Consider the following 24093-nt stretch of genomic DNA (forward strand, 5'->3'; position numbering starts at 1 on the left):
GAGATTAGCTGGCTTTATAAAATTAAGGGGCGCACAACCAAGTTTTTTGTGGCGGGAACAGTGTACTTAAATGCACTAAAATGGCCTCAATATGATCGGCCAAATAAAAATGGCCGCCCTCATAGGTTTCAATATTGATGGATTGAGTACACACCTGTTGCCAAGCTTCGGCCTCTTCATAAGTGAGCTCAGTATCGGTTGAGCCAAGCATCACGGTAAGTGGGTGCTGCAATTTCGGCGCATCAAGGTTTGGCCGATAAGTTTCAATCAACTGATAGTCATTGCGCAGCAAGGGCAGCATCATGTCTAAAAGCTCTGGGTAAGCATTGAGATCAACCCCTGTACCATTGAGGCGTTTAAGCTCATTCAGCATCTCGTTATCACTGGCTTTGTGTATTTCGGTTGCGTGATGACAACTTGGCCCTTCAACGGCAGAGACCACCAGTTGAGTTGGCGCTGGATAGCGATAGGCTTGAATACGCATTGCAAGTTCGTAAGCAATACCGCCGCCCATGCTGTGACCAAACAAAATATAAGGTTTATTAAGTAAAGGCTTTAAGCCTGTAGCCAATGTACTAACCAGACGATTCATATCTGACACTAAAGGCTCTGCCATACGATTTTCGCGACCGGGGTATTGTACGACCACAATTTCTAAGTCTGGGTCAGCAACATTAGCCCAGTGGCGAAAGTAGCTCGCTGAGCCCCCTGCATGCGGTAATATAATCAAACGCTTAGAAGCATTTGGACGCGCTTTGAAAATACGGTAGCATGCGCCATTATTAGTGTGTGTGGCATTAAGCATTATTAAACTTCTCCGTAAGCGGCTTTAGGTAATCGCGATTGACTGCAAAGTTCGGCAAGTCGAACTGAGACAATATGGCTTTTAGGTTGTCTGTGGCGTATTGATGGTGTCCACCAGAGTCCATACCTTGCTTGAAATAGAGCTCAACAAAGCTGCGTACAAAGTTATCATTTAGCGTGTCTTTCCATGTCATAAAATCAAGCGGTTGAATGTCACAGCCAAGTTCGTTAAACCAATTATAAACTTGAGCCACCTCTGTACTTTGATCCGACACGAGGTGGAAGTTACTGTTTTGGCCTGTCGCACCTTTTAGGATGGCTGTAATACAGGTAGCCACATAGTCTACAGGCACGATGTTTACCGCCAATTCAGATGCCGGGTAGGCGTGAATATTTAAGCATGCTCGGTAAAACTTCAAGAACGCATCGTCATTAATAAAGGGGGCTTCTGTGGTCGCCCATGTAATGGTACCTGGGCGCAGAATATTTACCGGTATGCCGTGTCTTCTCGCTTCAGTGAACAAGGTTTCAGCCATAATTTTTGACTGTTCATAAGTTAAATCCACTTCACGCCATGGCACCACATGGGTTTGCTCTACCACTGGTTGAGGCACGTCAGCTGGCAGCGCATGATGTACTCCAATGGTAGAAATATAATGCACTGGTTTCACTTGATGCGAGCTTGCCAAGCGAATGATTTCCCGCGCACCTTCCACGTTTGTTGGGTAAAGTGCTGACAGTGGGTCCATTAAGTTGATAATTGACGCATTATGAATTATCACATCAACTTGCGCGCTTAGTGCTTGATAGTCAGAATCACATAACCCGAAATGAGTTTCAGACATAGTGCCGCTGATCACCTGAATACGTTCTTGTGGAATGTCGGTCGATAAGCCTTTTTCTGCTGAGGCCTGCGCCAAGCGTGAAAACCCATGCTGAATATCATCACAGCGCATCAAGCAAACGATGTGATAATCGCTTTTTTCCAAGATTTCGCGCAGAACATAGCTACCCAAATACCCGGTACTGCCAGTCAATAAAACGGTTTTTGGCTCCGAGTCTGAGTCGTATGGCAGAGCTTCAGCAAGACCACTGAGAGCTTGAGCTGCCATCTCGTTCAAATCAATGCTGTCCAACCAAGCTTGTTTCGCTTCGTTTGCCTTCGCCAGTGCCTGAGACATCTCACTGAACACGGCGTTATTAAAAATCAGGTCAATATCCGCATCAAAGCCCGCTGCTAAAAATGCACTGAGCAGGTTAATGGCATTTAAGCTAGTGCCGCCAAGTTGGAAAAAGTCATCATGACGAGATATGTCAGTCACTTCGAGTAAATCTCGCCAGATTTGGGCAACTGTTTGTTCAACATGATTGTCGAGTGGCGCTTCAAACTGGGTTGAAAGCTGTTGCTGTAATTGTGTCAATTGTGTTTTAAGATGCTTTCTATCGACCTTACTATTTTGGCTAAGAGGCAATGCATCTAAGCTAAAGTAATGAGCTGGTAGCATGTATTTAGGCAGTTTGTTATTGAGCAAGGAGCCTAATTCGCTAAACACCATTTCTTTATCGGCTACTTCTTCGAGAACCAACGCAGCTGCCAAGTTACCATCTGTGGATAGATTGACCACAGCGACACTTTTCACCGTGGGGTGTTGGGCGATGGTTGACTCTATTTCGCCAAGTTCTATGCGATGACCATTTATTTTTATCTGGCCATCTTCGCGCCCTTGAATAGCTATAATCCCGTCATCCATGATGCAGCCCAAGTCGCCTGAACGATAGAGCCTTTCACCCGTATGTGGGTGTTTTATGAACAGCTCCGCTGTTTTTTGCTCATCGTTTAAATAACCCAGTGCCAAGCCATCACCAGCAATATACATCTCGCCGGTTACCCATGTTGGGCAAGGCTCTAGTCGGTCATTTAAAATGTGGATTTGATGGTTTGCCAGTGGTATGCCGTATGGTACCGAGACAGCATCAGACGCAATTTCTGTCACAGTATGCCGTACACACCAAATCGCTGTTTCCGTGGGGCCGCCTTGGCTAATAAAACGGATGTGTGGCAGCTGTTGGGTGACTTGTTGTGCTAGTTGAACAGGGATCCAATCACCAGAGAGCATAGCTAACCTGAGCGAGCTTAAGTTTTGGTCTTTCGCCCATGGTAGGCTGGCCATCAGCATTTGCATTTGCGCCGGCACTGAGTTCCAAAGGCTGACTTGGTGCTTGGCAATTACTTGGTGCCAATGGTTTGGATCTCCTCGCAACGCCTGATCCGGCAAGATCAGTGTAGCGCCCGCAGCAAGCGTTCCAAAGATATCCCAAATTGACAGATCAAACCCGTAGCTTACGAGTCCTAAGGTTTTATCTTCAGGGGTGACATCATACAGTCGATTAATTTCTAGTACTGTGTTCAAGGCCGCGCCGTGAGACAACTGCACCCCTTTTGGCTGACCCGTTGTACCGGAGGTATAGATCACATACGCCGGAGCATCGACAAAAACTTGCTGGTGTCGACGTTGAGTAAATGCCTCTAATAGGTGCTGGCAGTCCTGCTTTGGAATGACAGGCAGTAATTGATCGATTGAAATAACTGAGACATCAAAACCAAAATCTTGCTTGGCGTACTGTGATTCAGTGAGTACGATTTTGGCACCTGAATTTACTATGATCGATTGCTGACGTGCAAGTGGGTGTTGCGCTTCAATAGGTACATACACACAATCAGCAAACAATACAGCAAGCACAGCAGCAATTTGCTGTGTACTTTTGTCAGAAACAATTGCTATGTGGTCGCCGGGATTGATTGAGTCTACAAAGGTGTTGCGGATCTGCAGTGCTAACTCTGCAAGTTGCTGATAACTTATTTCACCATTTTGATCCACAACCGCAACTTGGTCGGGGGTGTGTAGTGCATGGTTTGCAAAACCAGAGTGTAAATATCCTTTAGCGCGTTCTGTTTGAGTATTATTAAGCGCGGCAATATGCGCTTGTGTTTGTGCAGGTAAAGTCACTGGACTGGTAGACTGCCAGAGTGAGTCGTTGTCAGCCAATGCACGCAGTAGCTCACAAAATGCTTGATGTGCTTGCTCTATGACGCCTTCTTGGAAAATGCCTTGGCGGATGTCCCAATCTACAATCAGCTCACCGCCACGCTCCGTTGCTTGGCAATCTAACCAGACTTGTGGGGTCTGCGTAATGCCATAGCGCAGCTGTGCATCATGCATAAATTGGTTGTTGTCTAGTTCATCACCGGATAAACCAAGTGTGCTGGTATACACAATTGGCACTATGGTGTTGCTTTGCTGGTTTTGGTTCATTGCACGAAGCACTTCAACGCCTGTAAAGTCGCTGTGCTCTAAATCGCGCCAAAGCTGCTGTTGAAGCTGGCTTGCTCGTTGTGCGAAGCCAGCGTGAGGATCGGGTGATACGCCCAATACGTTCACAGCAATAAAGTCGCCTACCACACCACGTACGTCGGGGTGCACATTGGCTCGGTTAAGCATGGTGAGGTTCAAACAAAAATCAGGACGACGAGACCAGCGACCAATCACTTCTGTAAACGCGGCTAAAACTAGGCTAGAAGGTGTTAACTTGTGGTTTTTTGCGCGTTCACTAAGACGCTGCCAAAGGGCGGGCTCCAAATTAAAGTGCAAGCGAGAAAACTCTACATTAGCGTCATTACCTGTGTTTTTTGCGCGTGGTAACTCAGGTGGCGCTGGTAGTGTTTTAATACGTTCTAGCCAGTAAGCTTTATGTTGCTCATAACGCTGTGCTGTTTTTGGGTGCTCTAACAAGGCTTTGCGTGCAATCACAATATCGCGGTAAGACACCCCCAGAGGCGCAAGTGCGCGATCTGGGTGGTTGTATAATTCGCCGAGCTCAGCGAGCATAATCTGAATGCTGGCAAAGTCTGCGATTAGCAAATCGATAGAAAAATGTAGTATCGACCCTTCATCGGTTTGGCTTAGATGCAAGTCATATTGTGGCCATTTATCTGGTTGATAGTGACGGTGAGCTAACTGCTCACGTAGTTCTAACAGTTTATCTCTACACGTTTGTGTGTCTAACTCTGCAAACTCATGTACACGGATGGCTTTTGGCGTAACCTGTGCAACAATTTGTTGGGTGCCATCTAGGTTGATAATGGCACGTAACATATCATGGCGTTCAACCAATTTATGCCAGGCCGTTTGCAAGCGTTTAGCATCAATACTGGGTAGGTCCAATTCAATGTAACTGTGGCAACCTACGCCACCATACTCGACTGCGTTATTGCGACCCACCAAGTAAGCGATCTGTAAATCCGTCAATGGAAACGGCTGGTGGCGATCTGCATGGTTTGGCTCGATGGCGGCCATTACAGGGTTGCTTAGGTAGTCGATAAGCGCTGCCTTATTGTCTTTTAATTGTGTTTTTAGTGCTGATGTCATTACCCCAGCAGGAGCCTTAAATTTTAAGTTACCTTGATCGGCCCACAGGTAAACGCCGCGGCTTTCAAAATCAGCAATAATACTGGCGATGGTCATATCGTACCCTCTTCAAATAGTTCATCTGTGTCACAGGTCGAGCCGCCTAGGTCTCGCCAAGCTTGTGTTATGGCCGTGGCCAAGCTGGCAATGCTTGGAGCGCTAAATAGCGTTGTGAGTGACACCGATGTTGGAATAATGTGTTGTTGTTGTAGTGTTTGGATAAGCTGTGTTGCGCTTAAGCTGTCGCCACCTATGGCAAAAAAGTCATCGTGACGCGAAATTTGTGCGCGTTTGAGTAGTTTTTGCCAAATTTCAGCTAGTTGCTGCTCAAGCTCGCCTTCTGGCGCTTCAAACTCGAGTTGCTCTAAATCCAGAGCCATAAACTCATTGCTCAATTGTTTGCGGTCAATTTTGCCGTTGGCACTAAGTGGCAATGTTTCGAGTTCTAACAAATGGCTGGGTACCATGTACTCTGGCAATTGCTGCTCAAGTTGCGCGGTAATTGCTTGTGCATCCAGCTTGGCTAGAGGCTCTTTGACGAAGGCTGCCACGAGCTTTTTCGGCTCACCAACAGTGAGTGCCACACCGCGGCTTAGGCCTTCAACTTGTGCCAAGGCTGTGTCTATCTCACCTAGTTCAATACGATGTCCGCGAACTTTAACTTGGTGGTCAATACGACCCAAAAACTCCAAGTTGCCATCCGGCCAGTAGCGACCTCGGTCTCCAGTGCGATACCAACGCTTGCCATCAGCTATGACAAAGCGCTGTGCTGTGAGCTTTTCATCTCCTCGATAGGCCGTGGCTAGGCCCATTCCACCAATCCAAAGCTCACCTGCCACCCAGTCTGGACAGTCACGGCCAAATGAGTCTACTACCCGATATGTTTGATTAGGCAGAGGTTTACCATATGGAATGGATGCCCAATGTGATGGCAGTTCTCCCTTGATCTCACAGCTGTTCGACCAAATAGCTGCTTCGGTGGCTCCGCCCATTGCAATTAAAGGGAGCCTTGAGTGAGTTTTGGCTTGCAATCTTGGTGGTAAATCTAGGCCAATCCAGTCACCGGATAGCATCACTTGTGCAAATGGCAGTGAACGCGCATCGTTTTCGGCAACTACCAGCAACATGTCAAGCAATACCGGAACTGAGTTCCAGATTGTGATGTTATGTTGATGCACCAGCGTAAGCCAAGCTGCTGCATCTCTGCGGTTGTCCTCATTGAGTAATACAACACTACCGCCGACACTCAACAAGCCAAATAAATCGTATACCGAGAGGTCAAAATCCAGTGCTGAAACAGCCAGTACGCGGCTATTGCTATCGATAGCATAGTGCTGATTAAGCTGATCAATGGTGTTAGCCGTTGCCTGATGACACATTTCTACCCCTTTTGGCTCACCGGTGGAGCCAGAGGTAAAGATCACGTATGCAGGCGCATCAGTTGCTACTGTCAAGGGGGTTGCCAGTGGCGTAAAGTCGACTGCATCTGTCACATTGAGGCGAGTTACACCCGGCTCAACGTCTTGGTTGATGTGTGCTTCGTCAGTTAGTACCCAGCGAATCCCAGCAGTGCGATGAATTTTCGCTTGACGGCTGGTGGGTTGGTGAACACCAATTGGCACATAGCAGCCCCCGGCGGCCATAATGCCAAATACGGCAGCAACCTGTTCTATCCCTCTTGGCAAGCTCACAGCCACTGGTTCACCTGACGATAGCGATCTTTGAATAAGCAAGTGGGCGATACGCAGTGCTTTGTCTGCCAATTGGCCATAGGTCAGCGTTTGCTCATCAGCAATCAGTGCAACGGCATCGGGATACTGACGAGCATAATCAAACATCGCCTGATGTAAAGTACGAGGTGTTTGTTCGACACAGGTGTTGTTTACGCTTTTGCGCACCAATTGCTGAGCGTTTGGTAATGCATGGCTAAATGGCGTATCCGTTGATATGGATAATTCGTCCAGTAGTGTTAAAAAGCGGGCAAACATATTGTCTAGTAAGTCAGCTGGGAACAGTGCGTCTACCGCATCCCAAGACAGTATTAACTCACCTCTGAACTCATACATTTGATGATCTAGCCAAACCTGTGGCGTTGCAGATAATCCGCCGTCGGTAAATTGAGGGAGTTCCTCATTGAACGAGTCTGCAAGTAAGTCGTCAGCCATTCCTAAAGTACTGGTAAAGACAATGGGTAATGCAGCTGCGGTGCGTCCCATAGTCCGACTACGCTCTCTTTGTACCCACACAGATGAAACAGCTCGATGCTCAAGCACCTCTGCAAGTTGGCTTTGCAGATGCTGGGCATGATTGGCAATTGTAGTGTGTTCGTCAGGTTGATAAGCCAGCGGTGCAAGTGACGTAAAGTCGCCAACAATACTGCCCACTTCTGGGTGTACATTTTGACGGTCAAAGAGGGTCAAGTTTAAGGTATGTGCTTGGCCGCCACTGTACTGGCTGAGTACCTCTGCATAGGCACTCAGCACCAGAATACTCGGAGTCACGTTGTGCGAACGAGCTGCTTGCTTAATGGCTTGCCACTTGGTTTTTGGTAACCTTGCACTGCGACGAGAGAATTCACTATGTGCAATTTGCAATGGATCTTGTGCCAGTGGTAGTGCTGCTGCATCTGGCAGTGTCGCTAATCGTTTTTGCCAATATGCTTGCGCCTCATCGATTGCTTGCTGGCTGTCCTGAACTTGGGTGACGTAGTCTCTAAAGGTCAAGGAAAGAGGTGCTAGCTCCGTATTAGGCGCTTGGTATAAAGTTGCAAATTCGCGCAATAACAACATGATGCTATAGCCGTCTAAGGTCATGTAATTAAACATCAAAGCAAGACGCGTACGATTGGTTTCACCGGCTTGATATCGTGCAACTTTAATCATTATTGCATCATGTAAATGCTGACTGTTATGGGTTTGCCACCAAGTGTTAATTTGTGTTCGTGCTTGGTCTAAACTGGTGTAAGTGGATGGAGCGATATCCAATTTTGGCATGCTGCTTTGCTGCAAAACAACTTGTTGGTTATCGTCACTTACCTGAGCGCGCAGCATGTCATGACGTGCGTACAGCTTTTGCCATGCGAGCATCATTCGCTCGGTATCAAGCGTCAAGCTATCTAGTTCGAGCAAGTAGTGGGTGCCACAATTAAGTGGGAAGCCCGGCGTTTGGCCTAACCAATATGCACTTTGTACTTCGGTCAGTTTAAATGGTTCGAACTGCTGTTCGGGTCTGGCCACAATTTGCGGGCTTTGCGCGGCATGGTACTCCGCTAGTGTTGCTGCAAATGCGCCAAGTGTTGGGTTGGCAAACAAAGTCCGTAGAGGCTGCTTAGTCGACAATCCTTGTTGGGCGAGTTGCGTTAAGAATTGGGTTGCGAGCAGAGAGTCGCCACCTAGTGCAAAAAAGCTGCTCTCTAGGCCAACATCGGTCACTCCCAGTAAGTCGCTCCAAAGCTGTGCAACTTGAATTTCGTTGCCTGTTTGTGGTGGCGTCACCGCAATTTCTATGGCGCTAAGTTTACCGTCAAATTCGGTTGCTAGCTGTTTTCTATCTACCTTTCCATTAGCGCTTAATGGCAGAGCGTCTAAAGCCAATAAGTGGCTCGGTACCATATAATCTGGCAATGAAAGGGCTAGTTCCGTATTTACTGCATCGATATCAAGTACCGTGTTTTCATCCATTACCAGTGCAGCAACTAACATTTTAGGCTCGCCAACGGTTAATGCCACACCACGAGAAATGCCATCAATGCGGGCAAGGGCTGTATCAATTTCACCTAGTTCAATACGATGACCGCGTACTTTAACTTGGTGATCTATCCGTCCTAAGAACTCAAGGTTGCCATCTGGCCAGTAGCGACCCCTGTCGCCAGTACGATACCAACGAGCGCCTTCGTGGTTGACAAAGCGCTCAGCTGTGAGCTTTTTGTCACCGCGATAAGCAGTGGCAAGGCCTGCACCGCCTATCCATAACTCACCAGCAACCCAGTCAGGGCAGTCTCGCCCTTGAGCATCGGCCACTCGGTAAGTTTGGTTTGGCAGTGGTTTACCGTATGGAATGGAGTTCCAGTGAGCAGGGATGTCGCCTCTTACCTCACAGAAGTTTGACCAAATGGCTGCTTCCGTTGCGCCACCCATGGCAATAAGAGGAATATCGGCTTTGCTTTTGGCTTGTAAGCGCGGTGGAAGATCAAGGCCAATCCAATCACCCGACAACATTACTTGATTGAAAGGCAACTGCCTGTCATCTTGCTCTGCTACGACGAGCAACATATCCAGCAGGACGGGGACAGAGTTCCAGACGTTGACATTATGTTGGTGTACAAGCTGCAACCATTCGCTGGCATCGCGGCGGTTTTCATCACTCAGTAAAACAACTTGGCCACCCGCACTGAGTAAGCCAAAGATATCGTACACCGATAAGTCGAAATCCAGTGCAGAGACCGCTAATACGCAGCTATGTTGATCAATTTGATAGGTTTGATTGAGCTGATCTATGGTGTTTGCAGTTGCCTGATGGCACATTTCTACACCTTTTGGTTCACCCGTCGAGCCCGAGGTAAAAATAATATATGCAGGCTGCTCTGGTGACACGTCTACAGGCTTTGCAAGTGGTGTGCTTGCTGTAGCCACATCCAACCTTGTCACTGATTCGATGGATTCGACTTCTAAGTGATTACTGTCTGTAAGGACTAAGCTAATTCCCGCTGTACGGTGGATTTTTGCCTGACGACTCGCAGGCTGATGGATCCCGACTGGCACATAGCAGCCGCCCGCAGCCATGACGCCCAATATGGCAGCAATTTGATTTATGCCACGTGGCAAAGTAACTGCAACCGGTTCAGCCGGTTCGAGTTGGTGTTGCTGCAATAGAGCTGCAATACCAAGAGCTTGTTCACAAAGCTGTGCATAATTGACAACCGAGTTTTCAAATACCAGTGCTGTGTGGTTGGGGTTTTGCTGTGCGTGTGTAAAAATAGCATGGTGCAAAGTACGTGGTGCTTGTGGACGTTCGGTGTGATTTACCACCATACGTGTATGCGCTTGTGCGTCGGGCAATGGCAAGTGGATGGGTTGATCCCAGTTGCTATGACATAGCTCTTCAAGCGCAGCGATATAGCTGGTAAACATGTCGTCAATCATACCTGCTGGGAAAAGTGCATCCACCGCATCCCAAGATAAAATAAGCGAACCATCAAACTCGTACAATTGATGGTCGAGCCAAACTTGTGGTGTTTGTGATAAGCCACCTGGCACAATCTGCGGGAAATCACCATTGGAGTTTTCAAACAAACCGCCACCAAGGCCCAAGGTACTAGTAAACACCACAGGCAGCGCTGCTGATGTGAGTGTGCTATGACGTGCTTGCTCACGTTGAATCCAAATTGATGAAATCGCTTTGTGTTCAATTGCCTGCGCAATTTGAAGTTGTGCTTCTTGTGCTTGCAACAGTAATGAGTCACCAGCGTTTGCGCGAAACGCAATCGGTGCCAACGTGGTGAAGTCACCAAATACTTTATTAATATCCTGATGCACATCTTGACGATCAAACAGGGTAAGGTTGAGCGTATGATCGCCTTCGCTCCAGCGTCTCAATACATTGCTGTAGGCCGTCAATAGTAGCACTGAGGGCGTTATACCATAGGATCTCGCTGTATTCTTAAGTGCTTGCCAAGTACTTGCATCGAGCTGTGCTTCGCGGCGTACAAATTCTGGCTGAGTAATGCTCTGAGGATCTTGTGCCAATGGTAATTGTGGCGCAGGTGGTAAGGTATCAATCTGTTCACGCCAGTATGTTTGTGCAGCCGTGTGCTCTGCGTCATCGTGTTGCACTTGGATCACGTAGTCTCTAAACGAAACATCAACCTCAGGCAGGTTATAAGCGGGATCGTTATAAAGGCTTGCAAGCTGATCTAACAGCAATTTAATACTAAACCCATCGAGGGTTAAGTAGTCAAAAATGATCCCCAAACGGGTCTTATTGTCACCATAATTGACGGCGCAAATACGATGATTAGGTAACGTCGCCGACTCACTCTGATCGTGGTTTTGTTGCGCTTGCTGACAAATTTTACGCCAAAATTGATGGAGATGATCCCGAGCTGCATTGGCGTGATTATTTGTTTCGGATTTTAAACTCACTTGTGCAATAGACATTGCAGGTAAATGAGACAGTAGTTGTTGCTGACCATCTGGTGTAATCACTGCACGCAGCATTTCGTGGTGCTCAACCAGTTGATCCCAAGCCCTTGCCATACGCTGCAGATCTACATTCTCACCCTCTAACTCTAGTAAATACAAAGTGCTACAGTTAAGTGGTAATCCCGGTGTTTGGCCCATCCAATAGGCGCGTTGCACCTCGGTGAGTGGGAAAGGCGCAAAACGATTATCTAGATCCGGCACTATTTCAAGTTTAGTTACCGACTCGATGCTTTCTAAACGCGCTGCATAGGCACTTAATTGAGGAGACGAGAATAAGTCGCGTAGTGGTTTTGGAGATGCCAAACCTTGCTGTTTAAGTTTTGCAATAAGCTGGGTCGCAATTAAGCTGTCTCCACCTAATTCGAAGAAATGGCTTTGTTGACCGATTTGCTCAACCCCCAGCAAAGGTTGCCATATTTTAGCGAGGCGTTTTTCGTTGTCTGTTTGCGGGGCGGTTAAACTCACCGCTGACTGTTGTTGCGTGGCAGACAGTTGATTAATAAGCGCTTTTCTATCTATTTTTCCATTGGCACTGAGCGGGATCTGCTCTGAGAATTCGATGTGACTTGGCACCATATAATCTGGCAGTAGCTTGTGTAATTGGCGTTGTATGGTGATACTGTCTAACGTGTTTTGAGTCGCTAAGACGACAACACTCGCTAGGCTTTTAGGCTCGCCAATTGTCACGGTAACGGCGCGCTGAATACCATCAATATTGGTAAGGGCCGTGTCGATTTCACCCAATTCAATTCGATGTCCGCGTACCTTAACCTGATGATCGATGCGTCCTAAAAATTCAAGGTTGCCATCAGGCCAGTAACGGCCTTGGTCGCCGGTGCGATACCAACGCTCGCCATTTTGTTCAACAAAGCGCGCAGCAGTTTGTGTGCTATCCCCACGGTAACAGGTCGCCAAGCCGATACCGCCAATCCATAGTTCACCTGGTACCCAATCAGGGCAATCGTGGCCATGTTTATCAACAACTCGATACTTTTGATTTGGCAGCGGTTTACCGTATGGGATCGATTGCCAATGAAGTGGCAGTGGTGCGCGCACTTCACAACGGTTTGACCAAATAGCAGCTTCGGTTGCACCCCCCATGGCTATGATAGGAGGATTAGTTGCGCTTATATGCTGTAGCCGAGGGGGAAGGTCTAAGCCTATCCAATCACCCGATAACATTACCTGTTCAAAATTTAATAAACGGCTATCTTGCTCAGCTGCCGTCAAAAGCATGTCTAACAACACCGGAACGGTATTCCAAACAGTGACATTGTTTTGATGCACTAAATCAAGCCACGCTTGTGCATCACGGCGCTGTTGCTCATCTACAAGCACCAATTGCCCACCTGCGCTTAGCAGGCCAAAAATATCGTAGACAGACAGGTCAAAATCCAATGCTGACACTGCAAGCGCACAGCTACTTTGGCCTATTTGATAGTCTTTATTAAGCTGATAAATGGTGTTGGCGGTAGCCTGGTGGCTCATTTCAACCCCTTTGGGCTCTCCTGTAGAGCCTGAGGTAAAGATGATATAAGCCGGACTGGCTGGATAAGTGATGACTGCGGACTCTAGTGGTTTGGTTTGCAGTGCTTGTTGAATATCAATGCATTTTGTTGCTGGATCATGTTCAGGGTGGCCGCGCTCTGCAATAACGAGTTTGATATCGGCAGTGCGATGGATCTTTTCGCGACGAGTTCGGGGCTGGTGGGTACCGATTGGCACATAGCAGCCTCCGGCTGCGAGCACACCTAATACCGCTATGATCTGTTCAATGCCTCTGGGTAATGTCACGGCCACAGGTTCTGATTCAACCAGTCCCTGCAGCTGCAGGTGTGCTGCTATGCGCAGGGCTTTTTCGGCAACGGCGTGATAGCTCACTGTTTGATTGTTTAAAACCAAAGCCGTTTTATCTGGATGAATTTGAGCTCTCTTAAAAAACGCTTCGTGCAAAGTATGTGGTGTGTAAGGTGCAGTTGTGTTGTTCACAGCCGCTCTTTGAGTTTGCTGGCGTTCTGGTAGGTCAATTAGGGCCTGGGTTTGCCACGCGCTATTTTGGGCAGCCAGTTTTTCAAGCAAAGCAACATAGCTGGCGAACATGCTATCAATCAGAGACTCTGGGAAGATCTCATCTACTGCATCCCATGCCAACATTAAACCTTCATCGACTTCATATACCTGATGATCTAGCCAAACCTGTGGCGTTTGCGAAATCATGTAATTAAATTGACCCAATACAGTGTCTTGTTGTGACAGCAGCGGGGTGCCTAAGTTACAGGCAAATACAACAGGTGCGCTAACGCCCTGTGCGTAGCCGTGCTTGACAAGGTCACGCTGGATCTGGACGGCAGAATAATCACTGTGAGCAACATTTTGGTGGAATTGATTTTGTATCGCTTTTGCGTGGTCGATAAAGCTTCTTTCTGCACTAAAGTCACAATCTAACAGTAATAAATTGGTGAAGTCGGCGACGACGTTTTCGATACCAGGGTGATGAGTTTTGCGATCAAAAAGCGGCAAGTTCAGTGTAAACTTTTGCTCAGCGCTATATTTGGCAAGTACATACGCATAACTTGTGACGAGTAACATGGCAGGGGTTACTTGGTGCTGCTGCGCGGTATTTTTAAGTGTTTGCCACTGGTTTTGTGACAAAGTATGCAAGCGGCGAGAGAACTCAGGTCGAGTAACCGTTTGTGGGTCGCAACGCAGCGGTAACTGTGGGCCGGTGGGCAGCGTTGCTAAGCGCGTTTGCCAATAAGTCTTGTCAGCTTCGCGTTTGTCACGATTTTGTGCGCTTTCAAAGGCTAAGTATTTTGCAAAGCTCCAATTTGGATCGGTCTCTAATGTACCGCCGTGATACAGCACTGCTAAATCTTTTAGTAAGATGTTTAAGCTCTGTACGTCAGCAATCAGTAGGTCCACGTCAAAGTGAATTCGGCATTGTCCCTTGGGAAGCAAGCTCAGTTCTAGCCCCATCGTTTGTCCGTGTTCAATGCCAAGCTTTCGGTGTGACAAGCGGCTACGTACTTGTTCTACTGCCAGTGCTGCCTCATCAGGTGTCAGCGATCTAAAGTCATTGATTGCAAGTCCCGGTGTTGGTAACGGTGAATGTACTTGCTGGGTACCAGACTCAGTAAACTGCGCGCGCAACATCGGGTGAAATTGATACAGCGCATGCCAAGCTTGTTCTAATTTGATTGGATCGATATCTTGATTATCCACCTCAAGGTAGGCGTGACAGCCAACGCCGCCAAGCTCCTGCTCATCTTGACGACCAATCCAGTAGGCATACTGCACATCAGTGAGTTCAAACTCAGCATAAGGATCCAGATCAGGTAGTTTTGGAGTTTGCGAAATGTTGGCAACGATGTCTGTTTGTGCACATAAAAGTGCTATCCAGTGGCTGAGAACCGGTTGCTCAATCAGTTTCGAAAAGGTGACTTTTGCACCTTGTTTTCGCCACTGGTTTACTAAACGCATCATGTGCATTGAGTCTAAGCCAAGTTCAATTAGGTTGACATCTAACTTGTCTTCAAGCGGTGTTTGCACGAACGCTTGAACATGTTCTAACAGTTGTTTCTTGTTGAGCGGAGTGTTCTTTACTTGTGCCATGGGTTAGCTCTCCACCTCTTCTAGCGCTGTGTCATCAATGAGGTAGTTGGCGATACAACTGAGTTTTTCGATGGTTTCGGTTAACTCTCGCTCTGGCTTTGATTGGTCGATTACCCCAGCACCCGCTTGCAACCAAGTGCGGTTATTAGCGCGGTAAATTGAACGCAGTACCAAAGCTGAGTCCATAAACCCGTCACTATCAACAATCATCACACAACCGCTGTACCAATCTCTGCGATTCGGTTCAAGTCGCAATATAGCTTCAATAGCTTCACGCTTCGGGATCCCTGATGCCGTAACCGCTGGAAATAAGGCTTGAAACGCATGCCAAGGGTTTTTGTTTATACTAAGTTGACCACACACGCGCGAAGCTAGGTGTTGTACACTGCCGCGTCGGCGCACAGCCATAAACTCACTGACTGAAATTGAACTGGGTTCACAGATCTGCTCCAATTCTTCTTGGGCGAGTTTGACCGAGACCGCGTGCTCTGCGATTTCTTTGGTGTCGTTAAGAAGTTCTTCGCGCAATTGTTGCTCTTCTTGTGGCGAGTTGCCAAGCGCACGTGTACCAGCTAGAGGTTGTGTACTGATGTATCCAGTACTACTGGCTTCAAGTAGAGTCTCTGGGCTGAAACCTGCAACCGAAAAGTCATTTAATTGGTAGAGAAATGAACGGGCTGGAGAGTTGTTTAAACGGCCAAAACGGAAACTTTTGTTCAAGCAAATGCTGTCTGGTACGTGAATGCGGCGCGACAGAATCACCTTTTGATACTGCTTGTTGCAGATCTCTTCAATGGCTTTTGCTACCGATGTTTTGTACTCGTCTTTATATTGCGTGTTGATCTGAGGTGTTTGTAAAGGCTCAAGCGCAGCGATGCTGTCTGCTTGCACACAAGATGTGTCTGCTTTTACAACTAAGGCCTCAAGCGTTTTGAGATCGGATTCATTTAAAGCCCGTAATATGGCTTGATTTGATTCAAGTCGCACTTCTTGCTCAGGCACAAATAATTGTAGTGATTTGTCGTGTTCGGTGCGCGCTTGAATACCGTGAAACACACTGGCGAGTTCGAACTTGGCTACGCCGTATAATCGCCAATTGTCGAATTGAATGCTTTGCAGGGCTTGTGCCATCAAACAAGGGAATGACTCGCCACTAAATTGTGTTGTTTTTTCGTTTTGCTGCAAGGTAATTTCGCAGCCGTCGGAATACAGCTCGGCCACTTTGCCGATACCGACAGACCAAGCTGATTTACTTTCGTATACAGCTTTAAAGGGATTGTTACTGAGCTCAGAAATACTTGGCGCTAACTGGGCTGGGGCCGATTGAATTGAGATTGTTTTTTCAAAATAGGGTACTGTTTGAACGTTGTTCATGGTGGTCTCTACATATTCTTCCTCAGCACGTTTCGCCAGTGCTGTTTTATTGATTTTTCCTACTGCGGTGAGTGGCCAAAAGCTGAGGGAAATGATTTGATCAGGATACTTAAAGCGCGCAACTTGCTGTTCTTTTAAAAGTTGATGAACCTCTTTGAGAGAAACAGGCTGGCTAGAAATAATGCATGCACAGCTGCGCTCGCCTAAGTGCGCGTCTGGTACTGGTACTAGTATGGCTTCATTAATATTGGGGTGTGCAAGTAGGCGTTGTTCTATTTCTGCGACAGCGATTTTTTCACCTGCGCGGTTAATCTGTTCTTTTATCCGCCCTTCAACAATCAAGTTACCTGCTTGGTTCTTGCGCACTAAGTCACCGGTACGATAAAAGCCGTCTGTGGTAAAGGCTGTTTGGTTGTGCGCCTGCGCATTATAATACCCTGCGATGGTATACGGCCCTTTGGTTTGTAGTTCACCAATTTCGCCCTGTGCAACTGGGTTATCTTGCTCGTCAACAATGCGTATTTGGTCGAGGTCGCAAAGAGGACGTCCTTGGGTATGTGCGACTTCACTTTGTGGGTCATCTAGGCGGGTAAAACACAATAACCCTTCAGCCATACCAAATACTTGTTGCAGTTGACAGCCAAGTACGTCCGGTACTTGTTGCGCTTGTTCGGGGGAGAATTTGGCACCGCCGACTTGCAACAGTTGCAAGCTGCTAATGTCAGTGTCATCCCACTGTTTAGCCTCAAGCCACAGTTTTGTTAGCGCAGGTACCAATGCGGTATGGGTAACTTTGTGTTGTTCAATTAGTGGAAATGCTTCGTCGGGTCCTGGTGCTGGACAAAGTACGACCTTACCGCCCTGAGAAAGCGTACCTATGATACCTGGGCAAGCTAAAGGAAAATTATGTGCAATTGGTAAAACAGCCAAGTAAGTTGTTTTCTCACCTAGCTGACATAGCTCAGCGGAAGCTTTGGCATTGAAGTAGTAGTCATTGTGACTACGTGGAATGAGCTTAGGAGTACCTGTGGTACCGCCAGAAAGCAACATGAGTGCAGTGGATGACGGGTCAATACTAGGGGTTTGCAGAGGCGTTGAACTGTCTAATTGAGACAGCTCTGTAAACGAAGAACCTGTTGGCATATCGCCTGAAACCAAAACGTGCTCAATGCTCGCACTCGCTGATACGATTCGCTCAGCCATAGCGATATAGTCATGACCCAAATAGCTATTTGGCACAATATAGGCAACTGGGTTACTTAATTCACACAGTGCCGCGATATCAGATTCGCGCTGTGCAGGCATTGCCAAAATCGGGATCACCCCTAGCTGGAACATCGCGAAACAACTAATCACAAAGTCGAGGGAATTGGGCAGTTGCACCATGACGTGGTCGCCCGCTTTTAAGCCAAGTTGCTGAAGCCCTGCGCTACGTTGCAAAACATGCTGTTCCAATTGCGTGTATGTTAGTGCAGTGTCTTCCTCTATTAAAGCCACATTGTTTGGAAAATGAGTACGCCAAATTGATAAGAGTGAGCCTAAGCATTGTTGTTGCCAATAGTTTTGTTCAATATAAAGGTCTTGCTCAGCCCTTGGCCGGACGGGGGTATCAGGTGTTGTTTTCACAATAGTTCTCCGATTATGAGGCACGATCGCGGTTTGTTTTCTGAGTTGCGACAACTGCGAGTGTTATTTTTATGAAGCTTTCACGGCCCCAAAAAATAAGTTTTCGGACAATTTGTTCCCACCCCTAAAAGTTGTTGTATGCCCCAATCGGTAATTTTTTCGGGGAAATTTGCAGGCGCTTTTGGGGTTTTTATACATATTTCCGATTTGGGGATTACTGAACTGATGCGGGGAGAGCAATTGAGATTGCTGCAGTAGGCTTGCCGCTATTTTTTATTGCGATTAGACAATTCACAGCGTGTTAAAAGTAGGTAAAAAGCCAAAGGTAAAAGATAGGTGTTTATTTTAAAACGATGCCAGTGCAGTGTGCTCGTTGCAAAAACGAGCAATTTTAGATTGATAAAAATGACCAAAATTGTAGTCTATTCTAGTCCTTTATGATTGATTTTACTGTTTGATTTGGCACGTTTGTTTGATTTAGCACAATGATATCTCAACAAACGAGGCTGTTAGTAAAGTCATCTATGCTTTGCTGGGCGATATTAATAACGAGTTAGGTTGGTTTTTACCGCTGATTTTTAACCGCATTTAAAGGAGTAGGTATATGCGTGTTGAATCGCATGAAGCCGAGGAAAATCAGAGTCCTTGGTCTATTATTTTTGCGATCTGTGCACCTTATAAAGGCAAGATGTTGATGGCTTTGGGTTTAATGGTGTTTGTCACCCTGTTTGAGCTTGTGCCTGTGTATTTATTATTTCTTTCAATACAAGAGTTACTTAACCCGCTATCGGCCTCAGCAGAGCAATTGTTGTGGATAGCAGCGGGTATTTGTTGCGCGATTTTACTTAAATCGAGTTGTTCGATGGGGGCTTATTACTTTAGTCATCAGGTGGCGTATCAAGCTCTCACCAAAGTCAGAATGAAACTCACCACTCAGTTGGCAAATCTACCATTGACTTGGCTTAGCGAGCAAAACGCCGCCGTTTTAAAGCAGAATATCCTGCAAGATGTTGAGCACATTGAAAACTTTATAGCACATCAAAGTGTAGAGTTGTTTAATGCAATCCTTACACCTTTGGTTGTCTTCACGGTCATTGCGTTTATAGACTGGCGGCTTGCGCTGAGCGCCGTAGCCGTTGTGCCATTGGCATTTTTAGCCAGCGGTTTATTTATGCATAAAACAGCGGGCCAATATGAACGCTTTAGTCATGTTTCTGAGGATTTGACAGCGACGTTGAGTGACTATGTTAAAAACATGCCATTGATGAAGTTATACAATTTAGATAGCAAACGCTTTGCGGTTTTAAATCGAAAGTTGGACCGATACCAGGAATTGGTACTCGAGCTAACAGGTCAGACTGTGCCGGGTTGGACGCTTTACACTGCTTTGCTAGGAGCATCATTTGTATGTTTGTTACCTGCGGCGATTGGCTTGCACAGTGCGCAAGCGGTGACCACTGAGCAGGTCATTTTAAGCATGTTATTGGCGGTTGGAATGCTTAATCCGATTATAAAAGTCAGTCGATTTTTTATGGAAGCCAACGAGCTGTTAGCAGGTGTAAAGCGCATAACACCTATCTATTTGGCGCCAGACCCCAAATTAAATAACACGCAAATCCAAGCAGATAAAAAGCACCCATTGATGCAGTTTTATAGTGTGGACTTTACTTATCAATCTCATAAAGTGTTAAAAGGTGTGCACTTTAAATTGGTACCCAATTCCTTGAACGTGATAGTGGGTGCCTCTGGCAATGGCAAATCAACCCTTGCCATGCTGGCATGTGGTTTACTTTCTCCTTCATCGGGTAGAGTACAGTTATATGGACAAGATGTGTCGTTATTGACTGACAATGCGCGTGCGCAGTTTATGAGTGTTGTTACCCAAGAGTGCTATTTATTTGAAGGGACGCTGCGTGACAACATCCTATTTGGTCGCAGCGGTATTAGTTCTGACGCACTAGAACGCGCTGTTGTTGCAGCTCAGCTTAAATCTTGGCTCACCCAGTTGCCGGATGGCCTTGAAACGTTGGTTCAAACGCGCGGGCAAAACTTATCTGGGGGAGAAAAACAGCGCATCGCAATTGCGCGTGCGTTGGTGAGCGAGACACCTTTGGTGATATTAGATGAAGCAGCTTCGGCGATGGACAATGTGACGCAAGGCAAGTTCTACCAAGCCATTCAAGGGCATTATCCAAACACCACCTTTTTAGTGATCACACACAAATATTTAGGTCTCGAAAATACTGGTCAGATCTTTGTCTTAAACAATGGAGAAATTGCTTCGCAGGGGACCCATGAAGCGTTGCTGATGCGCTGTGCATATTATCGTCATAGTTGGCAGCTACAACAAAGTGACGGTGAACCACAAAGCCCGGTGAAAGACCCGCTAGATTTCCAACCGATTAGTTACGAGATTTAAATGGACAGACAAGCATTATTAAGTATTGGCCGTGTGATAGGCCATGCCAGCTCTGGAAGGTGGAGCTTTTATACTGGGGTAACTTTTCGCGTTTTGGAACGCTGTGCGGCAATTGCACCGCTACTGTTATGCTTTCACTGGTTACAGCTGCAGTTTTTGACGTCAGCACAGGCCGCAACGTGGCCCACAGCGCCGACAGATTATTTACTTCTGTTAGGAAGCTGTTTTTTGGTGCAGCTAGTGTGCGCCTATATTGGCCAATACCAGAGTTTTCTTGGTAGTTACCGAGTAGTTCACGCATACCGAATTAAACTAATTAACCATGTGAGGCAGCTCCCCCTTGGGCGCATAAGACGCACTCACAGTGGTGAATTTTTAGAAATGCTTACCGAAGATATTAAAAAAATAGAGAGTATCTTCTCCCACATTGCTCCTGATTTAATTTCTGCTTTGGTGGCACCAGTGATTGGCTTTGTGGTGCTGTTATTTGTTGACCCTCTCTATGCACTTAGCACATTGATATTATTACCTTTCTCTTTTTGGGTGATGCAGCTGTCAAAGCAAAAGTTTGGGCACGTTGTGAGAGCCAAGCAGCAGTCATATCGCCAAAGTGGCAGCGCCATTATCGATTATGTTGAAGCGTTAAAAACCCTTAAATTGTATGGTCAGACGCAAACATGGTTGGCCCAGCTGGGTAGGCAGTTGGAGAAAACAAAACAGCATAGCTTGCAAGTAGAAATGTGGGGAGCAGGCCCCGTTTTAACCTATCGAATTGTACTGAACATGACGCTCAGTGCGTTTGTAATCATGCTTGCAGTGACATTGCCTGAACACCGCTTCACTGGCATAGATTTTACAACCATTCTCTATGCATTACTTTTGGTTAAGCTGCTTGAACCCTTGTATGAGGTGGGGGAGTATCTGACTATTTTACGCATGGCCGTGCAATCTGAACATAAGCTTGAGTCCATTTTAAATGAACCAGTGTTGGTAGAACCGCTCAAACATCAAATGCCAACGAGCTTTGATATAGAACTTGATCGAGTTTCATTTAATCACGACGATAAAAAGGTCATTGAGCAAGTTAGTTTTTATGTAAAACAAGGCACCACACTGGCTATTGTTGGGGCATCAGGAAGTGGTAAATCTACACTACTAAATCTGTGCGCGCGCTTTTTTGACCCAAGCTCAGGCTGCGTAAAGATTGGGGGCCTAAATCTTCAAAAAATTGGCTCCAAAGGGGTACATCAATTAGTTAGTATGGTGTTTCAAGATATCCAGCTGATTGATGCCAGTATTGTTGAGAATATTCGTATTGGTAGGCCAGACGCCAGTGATGAAGCCGTAATGCAAGCGTGCAAGCTGTCTAATTGTTTGGAGTTTATCGATAAGTTGCCAGATGGAATAAACACTCGTGTAGGTGATTGTGGATTGTTGTTATCTGGTGGTCAAAGACAGCGTATTGCAATTGCGCGAGCACTACTTAAAGACGCGCCTATTGTGTTACTCGACGAGGCCACAGCCTCGCTTGACCCAGTCACACAAGCGGAGGTAGTCAATGCAATGAATAATCTTTTACAAAACCGAACTGTGATCACCATTGCACATCGCTTGTCGAGCATTGTGGAGGCCGACAACATTATTGTACTTGAACAAGGCAAAGTGGTGGAGTCGGGCAGTCATCGCTGTCTACTTTCCCTAGGCGGGCACTACACACAGCTCTGGAAGGCTCAATCTATACAAGCCGCGTAAAGGGGATTTACAGCAGCGTCTTTCACCGTAAAAAGGCGCTGTTTCAAACGTTGTGTAAATTATCGCGTTTCCTTTTCGATTGTTGTTTCCCGTGTCATTATCTAACCTGAGTGAATTCCCAAGGATGTAAGCGGAGGTAGTGGTGATAAGGCAATTGGGAGCAATATGTGCAATAACCTTGCTATTAAGCGGATGCATACAAACACAAAATGCACGCAACATTGAGATGTTTAAAAAAGGCAACTCACAGTGCTATAACCGCACCACAATGCCACATACTTTTGTGGTAGATGCTCACAACCACTTTCGTCCATTTGGCGGCAAAGCTTTACCAATCAACGAGCTAAATTCGTATTTTGAGCGCTTAGAGATTTTATTCGTTAATGTATTTGGTATTGGTCAAATGGTGCCGCTTGAATGTGATTACTTTTATAACTGTCCATCAGCATTGGTAAAACCCAGCATAAAAAATGATTTTAGTAATGCTGCAAACTATTACGAACACGCACCACAAGGTACTCGATTAACCTTATCGATGAGCTTTCCTGATCTTAATGCTCCGCAAGACATTGCCTATAAAATGGAACTGTTGGAGCAAGAATATCCAAATACCTTTACTTGGATGGGGGAGGTTAATCTAGTCAAACAGGCATTGTTTATTAATCGCCACCGAGCTACCGCCATTGAAAACATCGCTCAGTGGGACGAGTTTATGGCCAAGCTAAGGAGCCCTAGAGGCCCTAGCAGTACGCCAATTCCTATTTCGATTCATGCTGATATTGGCTCCAACAAAGAGCCTGAAAAGTACCTGTATTTAATGGAAGAAGTGCTAAGGCAGTATCCTGACAACCCAATAGTTTGGGTGCATATGGGATTATCGAGAGAGCTTACCAACCTAGATCCCAAACGCCATACCGAGATTTTATCTCGACTACTTGATAAATACCCCAAGCTGATGCTGGATATTTCGTGGCGTGTTTTATACGACGAATACTTTAAACACGATGCAATACGTGACCACTATGTGGCCTTTTTAAATCAATACTCCACTCGTATTTTGCCCGGTTCCGACTTTGTGGCAACCGACACCAAACGCTTTAAACACTATGCCAAGGAAGTCGAACTCACCAGTTATATCAACCAGTTTTTAGACGACGACGCATTTCGTAATATCGCCCTTGGCCAAAACTATTTTGACCTGATGAATCTGGATTTCGAAGCACCAGAGATTTGTAAAGGGTGATGGGATGCTTGTTTGAATGAAAAACAGCAAGCTATAAAAGAGCGTGTGGGAGTAATTGAATGCTGAATCTTTTTTAAACAATAAAAGTGCTGTGAAAACATTGACTAAATGTATTTACTCGGGGAGAAACTGATTTTGTGCTTTAAGAATTTGACAAATGTAAGGTGCACTTAAACTTGGTGTGTACGGCTTTCAGTGGGGAGTTTTACCTTGTTTTAAACAAGGTGAACTTAGTTTTTAAAAATCAATGGCTTATATTTTTAGTAAAAAAATAGGGTATTTTGAGAAAATCTTTACTTAAGGGCTGTTTTTGTATTACTTTTTGGATATTTCTTATAGTTCACTGCCAAGTAGGCAGCTTAGAAAAGTTGAACTGCACCTATTTACACGAGGGGCAGGTTCACTGCCAAGTAGGCAGCTTAGAAACATACAAGCAGCTTAACGACAGGCTTAGTGATGTTCACTGCCAAGTAGGCAGCTTAGAAAACTTTCAGAAAATGAAACATTAGACGCTTCGTGTTCACTGCCAAGTAGGCAGCTTAGAAAACCACGGGCTTGGTGATGACGTGATTGTATATGTTCACTGCCAAGTAGGCA

The 24093-nt window shown here is 46.3% G+C and carries 7 protein-coding genes; 3 read left to right on the forward strand and 4 right to left on the reverse strand.

Features of this window, described 5'->3' with window-relative positions; genetic code table 11:
• Positions 1-22 precede the first annotated feature (22 nt).
• The 4 genes from N475_RS17395 to N475_RS17410 are packed head-to-tail and all read right to left on the reverse strand — an operon-like array spanning position 23 to position 18082.
• Entirely contained in the window at positions 23-805 is a 783-nt protein-coding gene (locus N475_RS17395) for a thioesterase II family protein (protein WP_063365679.1), read from the reverse strand.
• Entirely contained in the window at positions 798-5327 is a 4530-nt protein-coding gene (locus N475_RS17400) for a non-ribosomal peptide synthetase (RefSeq protein ID WP_063365680.1), read from the reverse strand. Before N475_RS17400 ends, N475_RS17395 begins: the two co-directional genes overlap by 8 nt.
• Positions 5324-15082: a non-ribosomal peptide synthetase gene (locus N475_RS17405; RefSeq protein ID WP_063365681.1), complete on the reverse strand. Its 9759-nt coding sequence runs from the start codon at positions 15080-15082 to the stop codon at positions 5324-5326. Before N475_RS17405 ends, N475_RS17400 begins: the two co-directional genes overlap by 4 nt.
• Before the next feature lie 3 nt (positions 15083-15085).
• Positions 15086-18082: a salicylate synthase gene (locus tag N475_RS17410; RefSeq protein WP_063365682.1), complete on the reverse strand. Its 2997-nt coding sequence runs from the start codon at positions 18080-18082 to the stop codon at positions 15086-15088.
• Positions 18083-18686: 604 nt separating this feature from the next.
• Between N475_RS17410 and N475_RS17415 the strand changes: the two genes are divergently transcribed.
• The 3 genes from N475_RS17415 (at position 18687) to N475_RS17425 (ending at position 23496) form a co-directional block, all read left to right on the forward strand.
• Complete coding sequence (locus N475_RS17415; RefSeq protein ID WP_063365683.1) at positions 18687-20501, forward strand: ABC transporter ATP-binding protein; 1815 nt, start codon at positions 18687-18689, stop codon at positions 20499-20501.
• Positions 20502-22253, forward strand: coding sequence for an ABC transporter ATP-binding protein (locus tag N475_RS17420; RefSeq protein WP_063365684.1), 1752 nt, complete (start codon positions 20502-20504; stop codon positions 22251-22253).
• A 142-nt stretch (positions 22254-22395) separates the two neighbouring features.
• A complete protein-coding gene (locus tag N475_RS17425; protein WP_155732598.1) occupies positions 22396-23496 on the forward strand; it encodes an amidohydrolase family protein in 1101 nt (366 codons plus the stop codon).
• Positions 23497-24093 lie beyond the last annotated feature (597 nt).

Origin of the sequence: Pseudoalteromonas luteoviolacea DSM 6061, from assembly GCF_001625655.1 — a bacterium.
Lineage (GTDB): Bacteria > Pseudomonadota > Gammaproteobacteria > Enterobacterales > Alteromonadaceae > Pseudoalteromonas > Pseudoalteromonas luteoviolacea.